This window comes from Dielma fastidiosa (assembly GCF_000313565.1).
GTDB classification, from domain to species: Bacteria; Bacillota_I; Bacilli_A; order Erysipelotrichales; family Erysipelotrichaceae; genus Dielma; species Dielma fastidiosa.
Window position 1 is genome coordinate 294,019 of record NZ_HE578926.1, and the last position, 17,280, is coordinate 311,298.

At 37.9% G+C, this 17,280-nt stretch carries 19 protein-coding genes and 1 tRNA gene; 4 read left to right on the forward strand and 16 right to left on the reverse strand.

Annotation, left to right across the window (positions count from 1 at the left end; translation table 11 throughout):
- Nucleotides 1-79: 79 nt before the first annotated feature.
- Nucleotides 80-913 carry a PRD domain-containing protein gene (locus DAHG_RS09280; protein ID WP_022938071.1) on the reverse strand — a complete coding sequence of 278 codons (834 nt, stop codon included), beginning with the start codon at nucleotides 911-913 and terminating at the stop codon, nucleotides 80-82.
- A gap of 572 nt (nucleotides 914-1,485) precedes the next feature.
- On the opposite strand from DAHG_RS09280, the gene DAHG_RS09285 reads away from it, so the two are divergent.
- Nucleotides 1,486-2,382 (forward strand): aminoglycoside phosphotransferase family protein, encoded by an 897-nt coding sequence (locus DAHG_RS09285; protein WP_022938072.1) that lies wholly within the window; start codon nucleotides 1,486-1,488, stop codon nucleotides 2,380-2,382.
- Between the two features lie 337 nt (nucleotides 2,383-2,719).
- On the opposite strand, the gene DAHG_RS09290 is transcribed toward DAHG_RS09285, so the two are convergent.
- The 15 genes from DAHG_RS09290 to DAHG_RS09360 form a co-directional block, all read right to left on the reverse strand.
- Nucleotides 2,720-3,349, reverse strand: coding sequence for a DUF4310 family protein (locus DAHG_RS09290; protein ID WP_022938073.1), 630 nt, complete (start codon nucleotides 3,347-3,349; stop codon nucleotides 2,720-2,722).
- Nucleotides 3,350-3,360: 11 nt separating this feature from the next.
- Nucleotides 3,361-4,104: a DUF4311 domain-containing protein gene (locus DAHG_RS09295; protein ID WP_022938074.1), complete on the reverse strand. Its 744-nt coding sequence runs from the start codon at nucleotides 4,102-4,104 to the stop codon at nucleotides 3,361-3,363.
- A gap of 12 nt (nucleotides 4,105-4,116) precedes the next feature.
- Nucleotides 4,117-4,419, reverse strand: a complete 303-nt coding sequence (locus DAHG_RS09300; RefSeq protein WP_022938075.1) for a DUF4312 family protein — start codon at nucleotides 4,417-4,419, stop codon at nucleotides 4,117-4,119.
- Nucleotides 4,409-4,774: an SFCGS family glycine-rich protein gene (locus DAHG_RS09305; protein ID WP_022938076.1), complete on the reverse strand. Its 366-nt coding sequence runs from the start codon at nucleotides 4,772-4,774 to the stop codon at nucleotides 4,409-4,411. Before DAHG_RS09305 ends, DAHG_RS09300 begins: the two co-directional genes overlap by 11 nt.
- Entirely contained in the window at nucleotides 4,756-5,136 is a 381-nt protein-coding gene (locus tag DAHG_RS19265) for a PRD domain-containing protein (RefSeq protein ID WP_022938077.1), read from the reverse strand. Before DAHG_RS19265 ends, DAHG_RS09305 begins: the two co-directional genes overlap by 19 nt.
- Nucleotides 5,096-6,238 (reverse strand): amidohydrolase family protein, encoded by a 1,143-nt coding sequence (locus tag DAHG_RS19270; protein ID WP_022938078.1) that lies wholly within the window; start codon nucleotides 6,236-6,238, stop codon nucleotides 5,096-5,098. Before DAHG_RS19270 ends, DAHG_RS19265 begins: the two co-directional genes overlap by 41 nt.
- Before the next feature lie 165 nt (nucleotides 6,239-6,403).
- Complete coding sequence (locus tag DAHG_RS09320) at nucleotides 6,404-8,320, reverse strand: BglG family transcription antiterminator (RefSeq protein WP_022938079.1); 1,917 nt, start codon at nucleotides 8,318-8,320, stop codon at nucleotides 6,404-6,406.
- 365 nt (nucleotides 8,321-8,685) lie between these two features.
- Nucleotides 8,686-8,892: a hypothetical protein gene (locus DAHG_RS09325; protein WP_022938080.1), complete on the reverse strand. Its 207-nt coding sequence runs from the start codon at nucleotides 8,890-8,892 to the stop codon at nucleotides 8,686-8,688.
- 361 nt (nucleotides 8,893-9,253) lie between these two features.
- Nucleotides 9,254-9,958, reverse strand: coding sequence for a hypothetical protein (locus DAHG_RS09330; RefSeq protein ID WP_022938081.1), 705 nt, complete (start codon nucleotides 9,956-9,958; stop codon nucleotides 9,254-9,256).
- Between the two features lie 116 nt (nucleotides 9,959-10,074).
- Nucleotides 10,075-10,148: transfer RNA gene (locus tag DAHG_RS09335), tRNA-Trp, on the reverse strand.
- Between the two features lie 249 nt (nucleotides 10,149-10,397).
- Nucleotides 10,398-10,706, reverse strand: coding sequence for a hypothetical protein (locus DAHG_RS09340; RefSeq protein ID WP_022938082.1), 309 nt, complete (start codon nucleotides 10,704-10,706; stop codon nucleotides 10,398-10,400).
- A 28-nt stretch (nucleotides 10,707-10,734) separates the two neighbouring features.
- The gene (locus DAHG_RS19275; protein WP_022938083.1) at nucleotides 10,735-11,253 is read right to left on the reverse strand and encodes a GNAT family N-acetyltransferase; all 519 of its coding nucleotides are present in this window, start codon (nucleotides 11,251-11,253) and stop codon (nucleotides 10,735-10,737) included.
- A gap of 77 nt (nucleotides 11,254-11,330) precedes the next feature.
- Nucleotides 11,331-12,083: a carboxymuconolactone decarboxylase family protein gene (locus DAHG_RS09350; RefSeq protein ID WP_022938084.1), complete on the reverse strand. Its 753-nt coding sequence runs from the start codon at nucleotides 12,081-12,083 to the stop codon at nucleotides 11,331-11,333.
- Nucleotides 12,084-12,085: 2 nt separating this feature from the next.
- Nucleotides 12,086-12,622, reverse strand: a complete 537-nt coding sequence (locus DAHG_RS09355) for a flavodoxin family protein (RefSeq protein WP_022938085.1) — start codon at nucleotides 12,620-12,622, stop codon at nucleotides 12,086-12,088.
- 13 nt (nucleotides 12,623-12,635) lie between these two features.
- The gene (locus DAHG_RS09360) at nucleotides 12,636-13,010 is read right to left on the reverse strand and encodes a MerR family transcriptional regulator (RefSeq protein ID WP_022938086.1); all 375 of its coding nucleotides are present in this window, start codon (nucleotides 13,008-13,010) and stop codon (nucleotides 12,636-12,638) included.
- A gap of 182 nt (nucleotides 13,011-13,192) precedes the next feature.
- Here DAHG_RS09360 and DAHG_RS19280 point away from each other — a divergent pair, with 182 nt between their 5' ends.
- Genes DAHG_RS19280 through DAHG_RS09380 form a run of 3 tightly spaced genes read left to right on the forward strand, consistent with a single transcriptional unit; the run spans nucleotide 13,193 to nucleotide 17,219 of the window.
- Complete coding sequence (locus tag DAHG_RS19280; protein WP_022938087.1) at nucleotides 13,193-13,624, forward strand: MarR family winged helix-turn-helix transcriptional regulator; 432 nt, start codon at nucleotides 13,193-13,195, stop codon at nucleotides 13,622-13,624.
- Nucleotides 13,621-15,354 carry an ABC transporter ATP-binding protein gene (locus DAHG_RS09375; protein WP_022938088.1) on the forward strand — a complete coding sequence of 578 codons (1,734 nt, stop codon included), beginning with the start codon at nucleotides 13,621-13,623 and terminating at the stop codon, nucleotides 15,352-15,354. Before DAHG_RS19280 ends, DAHG_RS09375 begins: the two co-directional genes overlap by 4 nt.
- Complete coding sequence (locus tag DAHG_RS09380; RefSeq protein ID WP_022938089.1) at nucleotides 15,351-17,219, forward strand: ABC transporter ATP-binding protein; 1,869 nt, start codon at nucleotides 15,351-15,353, stop codon at nucleotides 17,217-17,219. The genes DAHG_RS09375 and DAHG_RS09380 overlap by 4 nt, the downstream gene beginning before the upstream one ends.
- Nucleotides 17,220-17,280 lie beyond the last annotated feature (61 nt).

A 17,280-nucleotide genomic window follows, 5' to 3' on the forward strand; every position in this document is an offset into this window, starting at 1 on the left:
TCTTGCCAAAAGAAAACCTCAACATAAATACATCTGCTTAAAATAAGCAGTTTGTTATTATGCTGAGGTGAAGCCCATATTAATGGTGACAATCCTCACGTACACACAAACGATTAATATGTAACATAAGATATAACAGCTCTTCATCGTTAAAAGCATAATTATAAAGAGCATTCAAATAGTCATTAATTTTCAAAGCACACTGATATACTTCAGGAAAACTCTCTTTAATCGACTCATATAGAGTAGCATTTTCACTTTTTACATTTTTGTTTTGCTGCCCCCTTTTCATCAAATACTGTAAATGCGATACAAACCTTGAATAATTATAGTCATCTTCAGATATTGTAATTTGAAAATGTTTTTCAATCATTTTTTTTATAAATGAAATTGCTGCTTCATTATCCTTTATCTCACTTTCATTTTTTGTAAAGGCAGCTGCATTAATTAGATGCAGCACAATGCTCGCAATTTCTTCCTTAGGTAAACGAATGGAAAATTTATGATAAATGAGATCCAATGCATAAACGCCAATATCATATTCTAATTCATATAAAGACTTTACATCATAATACATTGGCATAGGTAATATCAAATTCTGACGGTACCTTTGGATTGCAAAATTAAGATGATCAGCTAATGTAAATATAATATTAGAATTTAGTACATATTTTATTTTTGTTCTCGCATAATCAATAACCTGTGCTGATATATCAATCATTTCTTCAGGTATACTTTGAATCATCCGAATGTACATTGGATCAATATTATAGAAAGTCTGTTGAATTTTTTGAATATCAAGCTCGTATGGAGGTTTACAGAAACCAATTCCTCTTCCAAATACTACAATTTCTGTTCCTTTACTGTCTAAACATATTGATACATTATTATTGATATTTTTAATTACCTTCATGGAATAAATCACCCCTCGCTTCATATTTAATAATACTTCAAAAGTGTAATCTATTTCCCTACCCCATGATTTAGAATAATTTAAATGTGTTGCGCTTTCAATTTCAATATTAATTTAATATTTTCATGATACATGTCTCTCATTCCTTTCTATTAATCACAACCAAATTATTAAATAAATATTGATGCATCTTATTCATTTTCAAATAAGTATGAATTTTCATTATAATAAATTTAGGTAAAGATTAATATAATGCACAAATTAAATATGAATTTTTAAATGCTATTCAATATCTATAAAAATAAATGCCTATAAAAAAACTCTCTTAGCAACATAAAAATACAAAAGTATTTTAAGGAAAAGCCTCAGAGAGTAACAAACCTTTTTATTAAGTTTTACAATTCTATTCTAGTATGCGCTTTCATAAATGTCAAGAGGGAATTTTTATATGCTTTTTCATTACGATAGGTACCATTACCTCTAAATATAAAATGGAAAAGCAAAGTATTATATGATATAGTTTAGCTAACAAAATATGAAGGATGCTGATTTTGTTTTAAGGGGTGAGTAATTTGCTAGATATTCCAATGGCAGCTGATTTTAAAGACATTCAGCCTATCAATAAGGGCATGTCAAGCGATAAAAAATACTTTGTCACAGCTAAAAATGGCGAACATTTTTTATTACGGTTAGCTGAATATAGAGAATTCGATCGAAAAAAAGCTGAATATGAACTAATAAGAAAACTTTCCCAGTTGAATATTCCTATGCCGTCAGCTATTGACTTTGGTGTTTGCAATAAAAATGCGAATGTATATACTTTGTTATCCTGGATTGATGGTGAAGAAGCTGAAATCACTATACCAAAGCTATCAAAAGAAAAACAATATGAATTAGGGAAAGAATCAGGCAGGATATTACGAAAGATTCATTCTCTGAATTCTCCACAAAACATTTCTGATTGGGAGACACGTTATTTTTCAACCATGGACGAAAGACTAGCAGCATTTCGCAGCGAAGGTATTAAGTTTGCTGAAAACGAGATTATTTTAGACTACATCGATACGAATAGGCATCTGCTTCGGAACCGACCACAGTGTTATCACCATGGTGATTATCATATGGGGAATTTAATTCTATCAAAAAGCGGACAGCTCTTTGTTATCGATTGGCATACTGTTGATTTTGAGAATTATGGTGATCCATGGTATGAGTTTAATCGAATCGGTATTGAATATCCTACTTTTGCATCAGGACAAATAGATGGTTATTTTGACAATAATGTACCTGAAGAATTTTGGAAACTCCTTGCTTTTTATCTTTCTGCCAGTGCAATTACTTCGATTGTGTGGTCTAAATATTTTGCGCCAGAGCGACTGACTTCGATTTTGGAATTGAATCAAAATGTCTTAAAATGGTTTAACAATATGACTAACACTAAACCAACATGGTATACCCCAATAAAATGATCAATTATGCAAGGCAGCAATTATGATTAAGTTTCACTCACTTATCTCAATAAGCAGTTAGTGAGATCATTCTCTAACTAACAGATTAATTAAAAATGATGCATACCCGTTAATTATAGGATAATGCATCATTTTTTAATTTTGAACATAAAGATTTATAGATTTTCAATATGCTTTACCATAACGCCAGCAAAAGCAATGACACCCTGATTTCACAAAGCCATTTTAACCAAATGAGCTTGATACGATCATGGTGTCAATCTTTTAAATTATTGAAAGGGGAAAATTCATATATTTTTAGTGAAAGCAATCATCACTTTGCAGTCACAATATATAATTAGAAGAAGAAAGCCGCTATAAACATACCAATTATGATGCCGCCGACACAATTCTTACCTTTAATATAAAATGCAATACCACCCAAAGCACCAGCAATACCGATAGGAATCGAATATTGAAGAGCACTTAACAGAAACAGCGGTGCCAAAAAGTTACTTAATTGATGCCCGACACCCATCATAATCGCTGTACCGCCAGCCGTAACACCGCTTGGTATTAATTTACGAACACCCATGACAATTAAACCAATGACTAATCCAATGACGCCGCCAGTCAAAATGGCTAATGGGAAATTATAAATTAGGAAGCCCCAGCCCATACTGAATATCAAAGCACAGACGCCGCAGCCTACACCATGCATCATCGATCCGCCAATATCAATCAAACCTACCAATGGTCCTTCAAGAATTCGAGCAATCAGGAAACCGCCGCCAAAACCGACTGCCGCACCAAAATCACCATTTTCAATACCTAACTTCAGCATTTGACCGCCAGCAAAACCATTAAGATAACCAGTGCCATCAACAATATAAGTATGAGTACCTCCGACAACTGCCGCACAAATCAACATGCAAATCAAAATAAATGTCCAATCCTTCATTAAGAATTTATTTAATTTTTCAATCATGATTCAACCTCCTAACCGATCATGGCCACTGCCGCTGTAAATGCATCAATCAGCTGTGGAAAGAAGCCTCTAAAATATGCAATCAAGCCCCAAATAACGATCATCAACACGATAAAGATAATAGAAATCTTACTCTTTACGCCATTATTCTCAATCGTCTGACCTGTAATAATTCCTAAAATTAAACCAGGTGTCGCATTGCCGGTAACTAAGAATGCGATTGAACCTAAAGCAATACCCCAACAGCCAGTAATCTTACCATTATCTAAAGCCGCGATTAGGAAAAGAACCTGCATAACGATTATAAAATTGTTGATGGCTGGTGTGAAGATTTCCGTTAAGGTCGTTGATACATAAGCAGGTACAATACTTACCGAACTATTTAGAATTACTAAACCGATAATACCAACAATTGCACCTACGACAGCCATCTTGGCAGGATTTTGGATTGTTTCTTTTACATCCTTATTCTTTGTCAGCAAGACACCGGCACTGATATTAGGAATCACACGATGCAGGAAATCCTGATCAAAACAACCTGTTGCCAGACCGTTTGCCATACAATTTATATAGAAAGAAAAACCAAAGCTGAAATGTGATACTGGATCGCCCTGACACGCATTCATTTCACCAAGTGTTCTGAAAGCACCGGCCGCCTGTAATTCAGGCGCATAGTACATACGAGCCGCGCCAGCCCCTACACCAGCACCAGCCAAACCGCCGATAACGATGGACTTAATAATTAATTCAAACATGCTTCTACCTCCTTACAGTTCCATATATTGAACTTCAACACTAATTTTTAAACGCATTGTAACCTCTTCTTTAATTCTTGGCATAAAGATGAACAGGAAATGTTCCTTTGGAGTTGTAACCTTTTCCTCAAGAATTTGAACATTGGTTGGTTTTAAATAAATAATTGCACCATTTACCACTTCATATACACGTTTGCGCATATCTGTAAAAGCCTTAGAAATAGCATCTGCCCGTCCCTGCTTTGAACTGGCACTGACTTCAATATCAACCACTTTCTGTTTTAAATCATTACCGTCCTGTTCATTATTTTTCATACTTATCTTTCCATGCCTTAACAATCGTTTCACCCAGCTCTTCGCTGTCCATAAACGGGAAGCCAATCACCTGACAGCCTTCCTTAACACATTGAGCGCCAGCTGCCGGCGTCCTCTGATACTGCTTATATTTATAACCATATTTAGTAGCTGCCGTAACCGCCCCAGCACCGCCGCTGCCGCAGAAGCTCAAACCAAGATCCGCATTATTCTCATGCATGACATCGCCTAGCTTCATATCCGCCAGCATACCTGGAATTAAAATAGCGGTTCCGCCAGCTGCTTCAATTCCTTTCGCCGTTCGCTTTCCATCACCCATCCGATGACCAATTACAATTACTGGATTATTTGACATGATCCATCCTCCTTTGATATCCCTGTCTGTAAATAAATTGCAAATAAAACTTTTTCTGCTTGATTCAGCAAAATACCATATTTCCTGCAGATTGGTGTCAGACATTCTTCAGCATAATCAAGGCTTCGCTTTGAAACTTGCCGATATACATCTTCATTAACTTCAATCTGCGCACATTCATTTGTTTTAAACCGCAGCAGCATCACATTAATATGATTGCAAAGCGTCACCTGAAAATCATCAGGAATGATGATTTGATGAGCTTCAAGATAAGCATTGATGCTTTCAAAATCATCACTGACAGCTGCGATTTCATCATGATTAAGCTTTAGAATATCCCTCAGTACACTGATATAATTCACTTTCTCCACCTCCAGATACCATGACTTTTTCCGGCACTATACATTGACTGACTTTCTGAAGGTTATAATAACAATCTTCTAATTCAAGATTTACTTCTTTTATGTCAAAGAAAGTGAAATCTGCTGATTTGCCGATTTTAATTTCCCCCAGCATATCCAGATGATATGTTTTGGCTGCCCGATAAGTAACGCAGTCTACTACATCCAAAAGATTCATACCCATTGCCATGCATTTACTCATTACTATTGCCAGTGAATAAGCAGGGCCATTAATATTTGACAGACGGATATCCGTACTGATCAAATCTGGTGTAAACCCTTTATGAAATGCCCTTGCTGCTACCGGATAACAGAAGCTGGCACTGCCGTGACCCACATCGAATAATACACCTCGATTTCTGGCTCTCACAAAGCTGCGTTTCGGTGTTCCATCTTTCTGAAAGAGAGATACTTCCTTGCCATGATAAGTATGCGTAATGACATCACCCGCTTCCAGAAACTCAACCAAGCCGCAGGGATCAGGCGGGAATGTGCCAACATGAACAGTTACCGGCAGACAGCGCTCTTTCGCAATAGACTTTGCCTTTTTCACTAACGCGTAACCCTGATCATTGGTAATTGTATTGCTGCAGGCAACCTTGATGCCTAAAAAGATATCGGGATAGCGGTCGAAGCATTCCAGATAATGGGTAGGATTTATTTTTTCAACATCCATGTCCGCCATATCTTTTGAAAAACCATGCTCACTATGACCGCTGAGCAGCGCATAATATTTTGTCTTGGCAGCCTTAGCTTCAGCCGCAAATTTATCAGCTTCATCCACCGCTGCCGAACCGCATTCAATCATCGCCGTCACACCCCGATAAACACCGAGCTTATCCACATCCATTACAGCCTCACGAAGCCGATTGTGCATGTGAATATCAATCATCCCGGCACTGACATAAAGTCCCTCTGCATCGATTACCTGGGCGTTTTCATCATTAATCACATCCTGGATATCGGTAATCAGACCATCTTCGCAAAGGATATCCTTCTTTACTTGGTGCAAATCATTATGTTTATCTACAAGAATACCATTTTTAATCAAAACTCTTTTCAAATTAAGACACCTCTTTTCCAATTTATGAAGATAAGTATTTTCACCCTTTTTCTCTAGTTTTATCAGGTGTTTCTTTATCTGATATCAGAATAGCATTGAATTTGTAAAATTAAAATAACAAAAACACCACATGATTAGTGCAATCAAATGGTGTTATTAAAGAATTCAAATTAAATAACGGAGAATCGCTATTGCTTCAATTGGGTCAATATAGACACCGAGCTTTTCTTCCATGACATGCAGAAACTTAACAATAATTTCATATTCCTTGGCATATGCTTTTTTCATTTCTTCATAATCAGAAGCACTGATGAAACGGCCATTAACCCAGCGCGGCACCGACATAACAATATGGGCGAGAATCCCTGAGAACCGATGGTAATCAACGACTTTGCCATGATTGGCCGAACATTCTGACATCATGATACAAGCCTCAACACATGTTTCCGCATATAGCTGTGCAGAAAGTGAGGCTGGTTCACTCGCCGCAAAATTGAAATTGATTAAGCTTCCCAGACGGGCTGAAAATTCATTGACTTTGCTGCCAGGTACATATTGTGTAATCAGTGAATTCATTAAATCTGTGGCATCTGTTAATGAATGCCGACTATGAGTTTTACCTTCAACAATAACCTCTTTTATCTTCAATATTTCCTGTTCACTGACAAAGGGACTGACCAAAACAACCGGTTTTTTAATATCATGAAGCGGTATTGTGGATAGAATCAGATCCGCATTATCCACTAAATCTGACTGCCTTTCTAAATCAAGAACTGGAATCATGCCTACAATATGAACTTCCGGCATATTGTTCATAATGCGGGCAGCCAACAGCTTACTAGCTCCCCGTCCTGTATTGCACACCACCAGGATACGAGCTTCTGCTAATTGATGACTTTTCTCTAGGCTGCGGCAGAAATAAAGCGTTAAAAACCCGATTTCATCTTCATCCATCGATAAGCCATACACATCCTCAAAAGCCTTTGAAGCATGTTCAACCACACCGTAAAGCTCTCCATATTTAGCTTTAATTTGCGTCAAAATTGGATTTGTATTTGGTAAGTTCAGCTTGTAGCGATTTAAAGTTAACTGAATATGAGTCAGAATGTCATTTTTCAGCTGATCATATTCAACAGCCAGTTCAGGATATACATGCTGCGCCTCTTTCAGCATTGCCTCCACCGCTTGTACCAATTTACTGGTTTCTTCTTTGACAATCTTATCATCAACCCAATAGGTATAGTTCGCAATGATGAAAGTCAAAAATTCAATTTGTCCATCATCAAGACACAGGCTGAATAGATTATTGATTTCCTGCGTCAGCCGTTCAATTTTTATATGATTCTCATCATTGAGTACATCAGCATAATAATTGTGATTCAACTGTAATGAATTACCATAAGAACAGCGTTTAATAAAAAAGGCAAGCCATATTTTCAGCCTAACATAATCATTAATCATTAAAACGAGGTCATCATTAATAAAATTAAGCAGCTGATCAATCTGCATCTTTTCCACATTGTTTAAAAAGGTGTCTTCACTTTCAAATAGCAGATACTGAATCTTTTTCTTATTAGCCTTTTCAATCAATGCGTTGATTAACGATATAACATCGATTTCTTCACCTTTCAGATAGAAACCATGATTCTTTCTGCCAACAACCTGCAAGTGATAATCTGTGAGTTGTTCATTAACAGCTTTTAATTCATTCATGACGGTATTTTTTGATAGCTGCATCTTTTCAGCCAAAGCTTCTGCGGTAATTGGATTAGGCAGCAGTAAAAAGCAGAACAGCAGGACATGACTGCGGTCTTCGGCATGGTAAATGCTTAAGTTTTCAAGATTGATTTCCTTTTCTAATTGATTATATATATTTTGTTTTGCATCAATTCGCATTCCAAGACCAGGTACTTTAATAAAACTTACTCCCTCAAGAGTATTAACATAATCGCTGATTTCATTGATATCATTACGAATCGTGCGCAGTGAAATGTTATATTTAGCAGCCAGAGCTTTAGCCGTAATCGGCTCTTTAGCTGCCTCTAAATCTTTTAGGATAAAGCTTTGCCGCTGATTCAGCATACTATCACCTCTTCCAATAGTATAACATTATAAGCTTATGATGAAATACTCAGCGATAATTTAATATCAAATACCGTGTTAGTTTTATTCATTACCTTTTTCATTTACACAAATAAGTATTCCGACACGATCTAATATTTATCACTTTTTTTATTTTCTATGCTAGAATGAAAGTAAGATAAACATCAACAAGAAAAGAGTGATACAAATGCTGTTGCAAGCGATTCAAAATTACAGTTCAACTGTTATCGATTTTTATGGATTCGACTCATTCCCATTTTGGTTTGGCATAGTGATTGTCATTATCATTCTTGTATGGCTGATAAGAAAAAGAAATAAGCACTCCTGAAATAAAATACGATTATTTATGATAATTCCAACATCATAAATACTATCACAATGATGATCATTGCTGCTGTAACTGTGATTATCCAACTCCACTTATTTCCTAAATTCATTGTCCAAGCATAAAGCCCTTTCCGCCTGACAAAAATATTCAAGTCTTCATGATTGCAGTATATCCGTCCTATCATTAATTGTTCTACTTCTTCCTGAGAATATTTCCTTTTCATAATTTAACCTCACTCTAAATGAATCAACATCTATGAAACTAGTTTATCAAATTCAAAGCATAGCTACAACGTTATACTAAAAAATATCCATGCTAACAAAAACAGGAAACAGGATTCGTATATGGAATCTTCATATTAAGAAAGGAGGTAAATTTATGGATAAGAAAACTGTCATTAAGTATGTACTTATATTTATCGCAGGTTTATTGGTTGGCTTTTTTATTCTTTAACTTTTTAATATTCGTTAATATGCGAAGAAAAAAATGGCTTTGTCCAAGCTTAGATTCAGCTTTCTCAGAATAAGCCAATAGCCAAAAATCAATATCCAGTAATAAATGCGTCCAGAAAAAAGAACGCTTTTTCAGCGTTCCTTAACAGGCAACATTTCTCTATAAGTTATTGCTTTAAGTTTTGTAAGATTAATATTTTCTAATGCATATAATTGATCATCTTTTAATACTAAATCAGTATTATCATTAACTGAAACTTCTTCATCATTATCAACATAATACAGATTATCCTTATCTAAATTTAAATAAGCTAGTAATTCATTGTTGCTGAGAATGTGGCCTGTTTCTAAATCAATATGAATAATTTCATAATTTGCCGGTCTTAAGCCAGCTTCAAATAGAAACCACTGATCCCTAATCACCAATGAAAGAATATTTTTGTTCAAATATGCAGAGATATTCATGAAATAGCCTTTTCTTAATGTATCTCCTTCATATTGAAGTCCGTTTACATATTTATCATAGCGTTCTGCCATTTGCTGATTAAATTGATTAATTTCGTCACTGTCTAAGTTGATTTGAACTTTATCAAGCTGATATGAGAAATCCCATCGATCATTAATTTCTCGTTGAAAATCAGTAACTGAAATATCGATTGTTTCAATTGTAACCAATTCATCTATACTATACTTTAATTCTTCTGATTCTTCTGGTTCTACAGGCTTTTCCGGCTGTTCAACAATCGAAGGTTCTTCCGGTTCCTCGGCTTTTGGCGGTGTTTGGACACATCCTGCTATCATTGTCATCCATAAGAAACTTGCTAGTATTTTTTTCATACCCTCTTTCCTCATTACTATAAATATACGAGATTTATTAAATTATTTCTTCTTAAAATTTGAATTTTTTCATAATAAATTAAAAAAGCCTTATTTATAAGGCTTTAATTGATATATGGCAGGGGTGGAGAGGATCGAACTCCCATCAGCGGTTTTGGAGACCGTTATACTACCATTGTACTACACCCCTAAGATTTACTGCTTTAATACTTTATCATATTTTTTTATCGATGACAAGTAGTAACCGTGAATAACTTAAAAAGAAATTCAGCCATTTTTTAGTAATTGATGTTTAGAAATACGAATTCTGGAAATAATGACAGTGAAAGTAAAGCGCCATTCCCATTGAGCGTGATGACCTCAAGGCACTTTACTGACACTCCCTTTTACAATTTGTCAGAAAACAGTCACTTCGGTGGCTGTTTTCTGTTACTGCCAGCTACAACAAGTTTGTATCCACTTGATCATGATCATTCCGCAATTTATAACCGCAATACGGACAACAATTAAACTCTCCAAAAAATGCACTTTCATTTGGCAGCTTCGCATCACATTTTGGGCAGCGCCAAAATTCATAATAAACAATAGCTGAAGCAAGCATGAAAAGAAAACCGCCGGCAGCAAGGATATAAATACAGATCATACTATCCAGCTGATAGCCCAGCCAGCATGCCGCAGCAAATAATAGACAGCTGACAATTAACAATCGATACGACAACCGCCGCCATTCATAAACTGTTTTTTTCATATTTACCTCTTGGCTTTTTTTCACATAACTATCTATATATCTTATAAAGCAGCAGCTTCAATTGCTTCCCGCTCTCAGTAACAATTGGATCAAGACCGATCTGTTCACATTCAAAACGCTTTACTAATGCCAGACTTGCCATATTTCGCTCATCCACGGCATAAATATAACCATTATATTTCTCCAAATCATTCAAAAAACTAATCATCGCGGATAATGCCTCATAGCCGTATCCCTGACGATGACAGCTCTGCTTTAGCCACAAACCGACCTCAGGGCTTGTCTCTTCAAGCCCAAATACCTCCATGCTGCCAAGAAATTCACCGCTCTTGCTTAAAATAAGCAGCTCCAGCATTCTGCCCTGATACATCTCATTGACAAATTCATCAACCACTTGTTTGGCTGCGTCTATTGAAGAAAAGGGATCAGGATATTGAAGCCGAGCAATTTCTTCAGTAAACTCCTCCGCATAATTTTGAAGATATTGATAATCAAAAGGAACTATCTGCAGTCTTTCAGTTTCTAAATAAAAATTATCTGTTAACATATCCTACCCTCCTGTTAGGTCTATTATATCATTACTCCTACGATTCTAAAATATAGAAAAGCCCGATTAACGGGCTATTACTCAGGCAGGCATTCATTGATACAATTTAACGCATTCAAGGTACGCGGAAAACCGATGTGAATCAGGCATACAGTGATAGCTTCAATCATTAATTCTTTGCTGTTGCCGACCGCAGCATTCCCCTGTACATGACTTCTCAGCTGATTCTCACAGCCGCCCAGCGCCGCCAGCACACACAAGGTAATCAATTCCCTAGTTTTCACATCAAGCGAGCCGCGTGTATAAAAATCACCGAAACACATGGCCGATAAAGCATCCTGAATATGCATTTGATTCCTCGGCGCATTAGCCCGCAATTCATCGATTCGTTCACCAAAAATCCGTTTCTGCAAAGCCAAGCCCTTTTCAAATCGATCTGATTCATCACTTTGCCGCTGACTTGCAAGCGGCAGCTCAAAGCCTTCCGCCTTTAGTGTCTCATTCACCACATTCACAGCTTCCAGCGCCTTGGAGAAACCGATATACGGTGTGCATTGAATAATCACTTCCTGTATCTCCTCAGCCTTCAAGCCCGCATTTAAACCCGCATGCACATGTTCAGGCAGCTGATTCAGCGTCTGATTCGTACTCAGCACTGCCAATGCTATTATCTCACGCTGCTGATCATTAAGCAGGCTTCGGTTATAAATTTCACCATATGCAAATAATTCATAAAGATGTTCTAAATCATGATCCTCCTCATGCATCAATCCAGCTTCACCATACAGACGCTTAATCTTGTCAGCAGCAGCCCTCTCTCTGTCCATCATAACTATACCTTCATGCCCATCTCATAGGCTTCATGCATGACAGGCAGCGGCTTGATCTCACCTTTTTTCCATGCGCCGATACCATAAATAACACCCTTTTCCACAGGCTCTTCTAAACAATCCGTGAAACCTCGGAAGCCTTCAATCGTTCTTGTCATCAATGCCCGATCATTTTCTGCCGCGGCGAGAATGTAATAGAATTCCTTATGACTGATTTCCATATATCTTGCGCAGGCACGGTCAATCAATGTTTTCATTTGCGCATTCATTGTATAAAAATAAACGGGAGTTGCCATTACCAGTACATCAGCCGCAATCATTTTCTCTAATATCATTGCCATATCATCAGTCTGCGGACAAGGTTTTCCAAACTCTGAGCATAAACCGCAGCCTGTACAATAATTTATCTTATAATCACTCAGACACAGCTTTTCAACTTGATTGCCGGCATCTAAAGCACCGCGCATAAATTCATCACATAACAAATCAGAATTGCCGCCTTTTCTCGGACTTGCCGATAGAATCAGTATATTTTTCATTTTTCACCCTCACTTATCTTAATTTTTTCTCTGCCTTCATCAAACCCTTTTCATATTTATCGATTTTCTGATTTAAACGATCCAATGAAAGCTGCATTTCCTTCATTCTTTCCTGAAGCTGATGACGCTGTTCAATCAATAATGCCTTGCGCGCGTCAATCGTTTCATCACCCTTTTGAAACAAGGCTACATATTCAATCAATGCTTCGATCTGAACACCCGCCTTGCGCATACATTTCATTAACTCAATCCATGCGCATGAATTTTCATCATAATCCCGTATACCGCTTTTAGTTCTTGGTACCGGCGGAATTAAACCGATGCGTTCATAATACCGCAGGGTATCACTTGTAATATCATATTTCTTACTGACTTCCGCTATTGTCATGCCATCCCCTCCTGTTAAGCTCATGATAACACTTGGAGTACACTCCAAGTCAAGCCCTCTTTAATCTTTTTATCACTTATGTCAAAGATAAGGCACACAAATCTACTTGACATCCTATATAGTTAGCGATATCATTACTTAGTCGATTAATTATTAGTCGGTTAACTAAATGGAGGTTGTTCATGACACCACGTGACATTATACGCAAAATACATGCTTTCAATCGTCTGCATGGCTGTGAAGTAAGACGAATCATGGAAAGTGAAGGTTTATATTACGGGCAGCTGCCGATTCTTGAAATTGTTTCTGAGAAAGGAAAATGCACTCAGAAAGAAATTGTTGAGGAATTAAAGGTTTCGGCGCCAAGTGTCGCTGTCAGCGTCAAACGGCTGGTTAAGCATGGTTATCTGATCAAAAGCAATGATGAAAAGGATCAGCGGGCAACGCTGGTCAGCATCAGTGAAAAAGGTCAGTCTGTCACCAATGCCTGCCGCAAAAAATTTGATGAACTGGATGACCGCTTATTTGCTGATTTCAGTGAAACAGATAAGGAACAATTATCCGCGTTGATCGTAAAACTTAATCAACGACTTGAAAAGGAGGGACAACAATGATTAAAACATTGGCTAAATACCTTAAGGGGTATGAAAAATATGCGATAGCCTGCATATTCTGTGTTGTTATAGAGGCAGTGTTAGAAATAATGATTCCCTTTATGATGGCTAAAATCGTCGATATCGGCATTACCAACCGTGATTTGGATTATGTTATCAGGGTTGGCCTGCTGATGTTTGGGATGTCCCTGGTTTCGCTGCTTGCCGGAGCTGCCGGGTCTTATCTATCATCAAAGGCTGGCATGGGCTTTGGCTCACAGATCAGAAAGGCATTATTCGATAAAATTCAGGACTTTTCATTTTCCAATATTGATAAGTTCTCAACCGCTTCCCTGATTACCCGCGCTACCGCGGATACCAACAACGTGCAGAGAATGTTTCTGATGCTGAATAAGATGGCATTCAGAAGTCCGATCATGCTGGTTGTTGCTATTGCGATTGCGGCTACGATCAATTCCCAGTTAGTTTTTATCTTCCTGTTGATTGTACCGATTTTAGGCTTTGCATTATACTTCATTATTCATAAAGCATTCCCTTTATTTGAGGCAATGCTAAAAAAATATGATGGTCTGAACGCATCTGTTCAGGAAAACCTAACCAGTATTCGGGTTGTGAAAGCTTTTGTGCGTTCTAAATTTGAGAAAATGAAATTTAAAACCAGTAATGACGCTTTGATGGAAGCTTCAATCAAGGCTGAAAGCTTCATCATCTGGAACCTGCCAATCATGCAGTTTTCCACTTATTTATGTATTATACTGATTCTTTGGTTCGGCGGCGAAATGGTGATGAACCAAACGATGCTGACCGGTGAATTAATGAGTTTCATCACTTATGTTACGCAGATTCTCATGGCTTTGATGATGCTGAGCATGCTGTTTGTTAACTGTCTCATTTCCGGTGCTTCCGCTGAGCGTATCGTTGAAGTGCTTAACGAAGAAATCGATATCGTGAATTCCGCAAATGCCTATAAAGGCCCTTTATCAAGCGGAACCATTGAATTTAAAAATGTTTCTTTCAAATATAAAAAAGAAAGCGAGGACTATGTCCTGAAAAATATTAACCTGAGTATTCAATCAGGTGAAACCATTGGTATTATCGGCGGTACTGGTTCAAGTAAGACAACCTTTGTTCAATTGATTCCGCGTCTTTATGATGTCAGTGAAGGCAGTGTTTTAGTTGATAACCGTGATGTCAGAGAGATTGATGTGGTAACGCTGCGTGATGCCGTAGGTATGGTATTGCAGAAAAATGTCTTATTCAGCGGTACCATTGAAGAAAATCTGCGCTGGGGCAATGAAAACGCGACGCTTGAAGAAATTAAAGAGGCTTGTGTTGCTGCCTGTGCTCATGATTTCATTATGGATTTCCCTGATGGTTATCAAACGCATCTCGATCAGGGCGGCACTAACGTATCCGGCGGTCAAAAGCAGCGTCTGTGTATTGCCAGAGCTTTGATTAAAAAACCAAAAATTATCATTCTTGATGATTCCACCAGCGCTGTCGATACCGCAACTGATGCGTCAATTCGCAAAGCCTTTAATGAGACACTGTCTGAAACAACGACGCTGATTATTGCACAGCGTATCTCTTCAGTACAAGACGCGGATCGGATCATTGTTCTCAATGACGGTATGATTGATGATATCGGTACTCATGATGAATTGTTAAGCAGAAATGCGATTTATCAAGAAGTTTATAATTCACAGATGAAAGGAGTGATCAGCGAATGAAAGCAGCAGCTAAACCACAAAACGGCGGTAAAACATTGCTGAGAATCCTTTCTTACTTATCAAGAAATCGAGTTCAGCTAGTTCTTGTAGTCCTGCTGGTTATTCTTTCCAGCGGCGCACAGGTAGCCGGCAATTATTTTCTGAAGCCAATCATTAATGATTATATTATGCCAATGATCGGTGTCAGCAAGGCTGCCCGCAATTACAGCAGCTTTATTATGATGCTTTGTATGATGGCGATCATTTATATCGTCGGCATCTGTTCTTCTTATGCTTATAAATATTTAATGATGAAAATGAGCAATCGTGCATTAAATGAAATCCGTACTGATTTATTTAATAAAATGCAGGATCTGCCGGTTAAATATTATGACACTCATGCGCATGGTGAAATCATGTCCTGTTACACCAATGACGTTGATACGATCCGTGAATCGATGAGTGAAAGCTTTACCGCGGTTATTCAATCATTAACAACAGTTATCGGTACGTTTACCATGATGGTGGTTTTATCACCGTCACTGACATGTATCATTGTAATTATGATGATTATCATGTTTCTGACAATCCGCACGATCGGCGGTAAATCAAGAATCTATTTCCGCCGTCAGCAGGCTGCAATCGGTAAGGTAAATGGTTATGTAGAAGAAATGTTTGAAGGTGTTAAGGTCGTTAAAGTATTTAATCATGAAAAGAAAATCTGTGATACATTTGATGACTTAAATAAACAGCTGCGTGATGAAGCGACGATTGCTAATACGCTGGCATCGATCATCATGCCGATCATGGGAAATCTTTCCTACATTACTTATGCCTTAATAGCCGGTGTGGGTGCGACACAAATCATCGGCGGTACTTTGGATGTCGGTTCATTAGCTAGCTTCCTTCAGTATTCCCGCAGCTTCTCACAGCCATTAGTCAATATGTCTCAGCAATTCAACAGTATTTTGGCGGCCTTAGCCGGTGCGGAGCGAATCTTTGCGCTGATTGATGAAAAACCGGAAGTCGATGACGGTATCGTTACGTTGGTGAATGTTGAAGAAGTAGACGGTCAGCTTGTGGAATGTGAACAGCGGACAAATCGCTGGGCATGGAAGCATCCGCATGGCAATGAATTTACCCTTGTTGAAATGAAGGGAGATGTACGCTTCCACGACGTTGTCTTCGGTTATGAAGAAAACCACACGGTACTGAAAAATATTAATTTATTTGCGAAGCCGGGTCAAAAAATCGCCTTTGTCGGTTCAACCGGTGCTGGTAAGACAACGATTACGAATCTGATCAACCGCTTCTATGATATTAATAAGGGAAGTATTACTTATGATGGTATTGATATTAAGCTGATTAAAAAAGATGATCTGCGTACTTCATTAGCTATGGTGCTTCAGGATACTCATTTGTTTACCGAAACAGTGATGGAAAATATTCGTTATGGTAATCTGAACGCAACAGATGAAGAAGTTATTGCCGCCGCGAAGCTGGCAAACGCTGATGGTTTTATCCGCCATCTGCCGCAGGGCTATCAGACAATTCTTACCGCTGACGGCAGCAATCTGTCACAAGGACAGCGGCAGCTGCTGGCAATTGCCAGAGCCGCGGTAGCAAATCCACCGGTATTGATTTTAGATGAAGCTACCTCCAGTATCGATACAAGAACAGAAGCCATCATTCAAGACGGCATGGATCGTCTGATGAAGGGACGAACTGTCTTTGTCATCGCCCACCGTCTGTCAACCGTGCGCAATGCGAATGCCATCATGGTTCTTGAGCATGGTGAAATCATTGAACGCGGTGACCACGAAGAGCTGCTTGCCCAAAAAGGCAAATATTATCAGCTTTGTACGGGTGCCGAAGAATTATCTTAGTCAATTGTAATATTACCCGGGAAATTAAAGAGTCTGATTAATACCATAAATGGTTTGATCT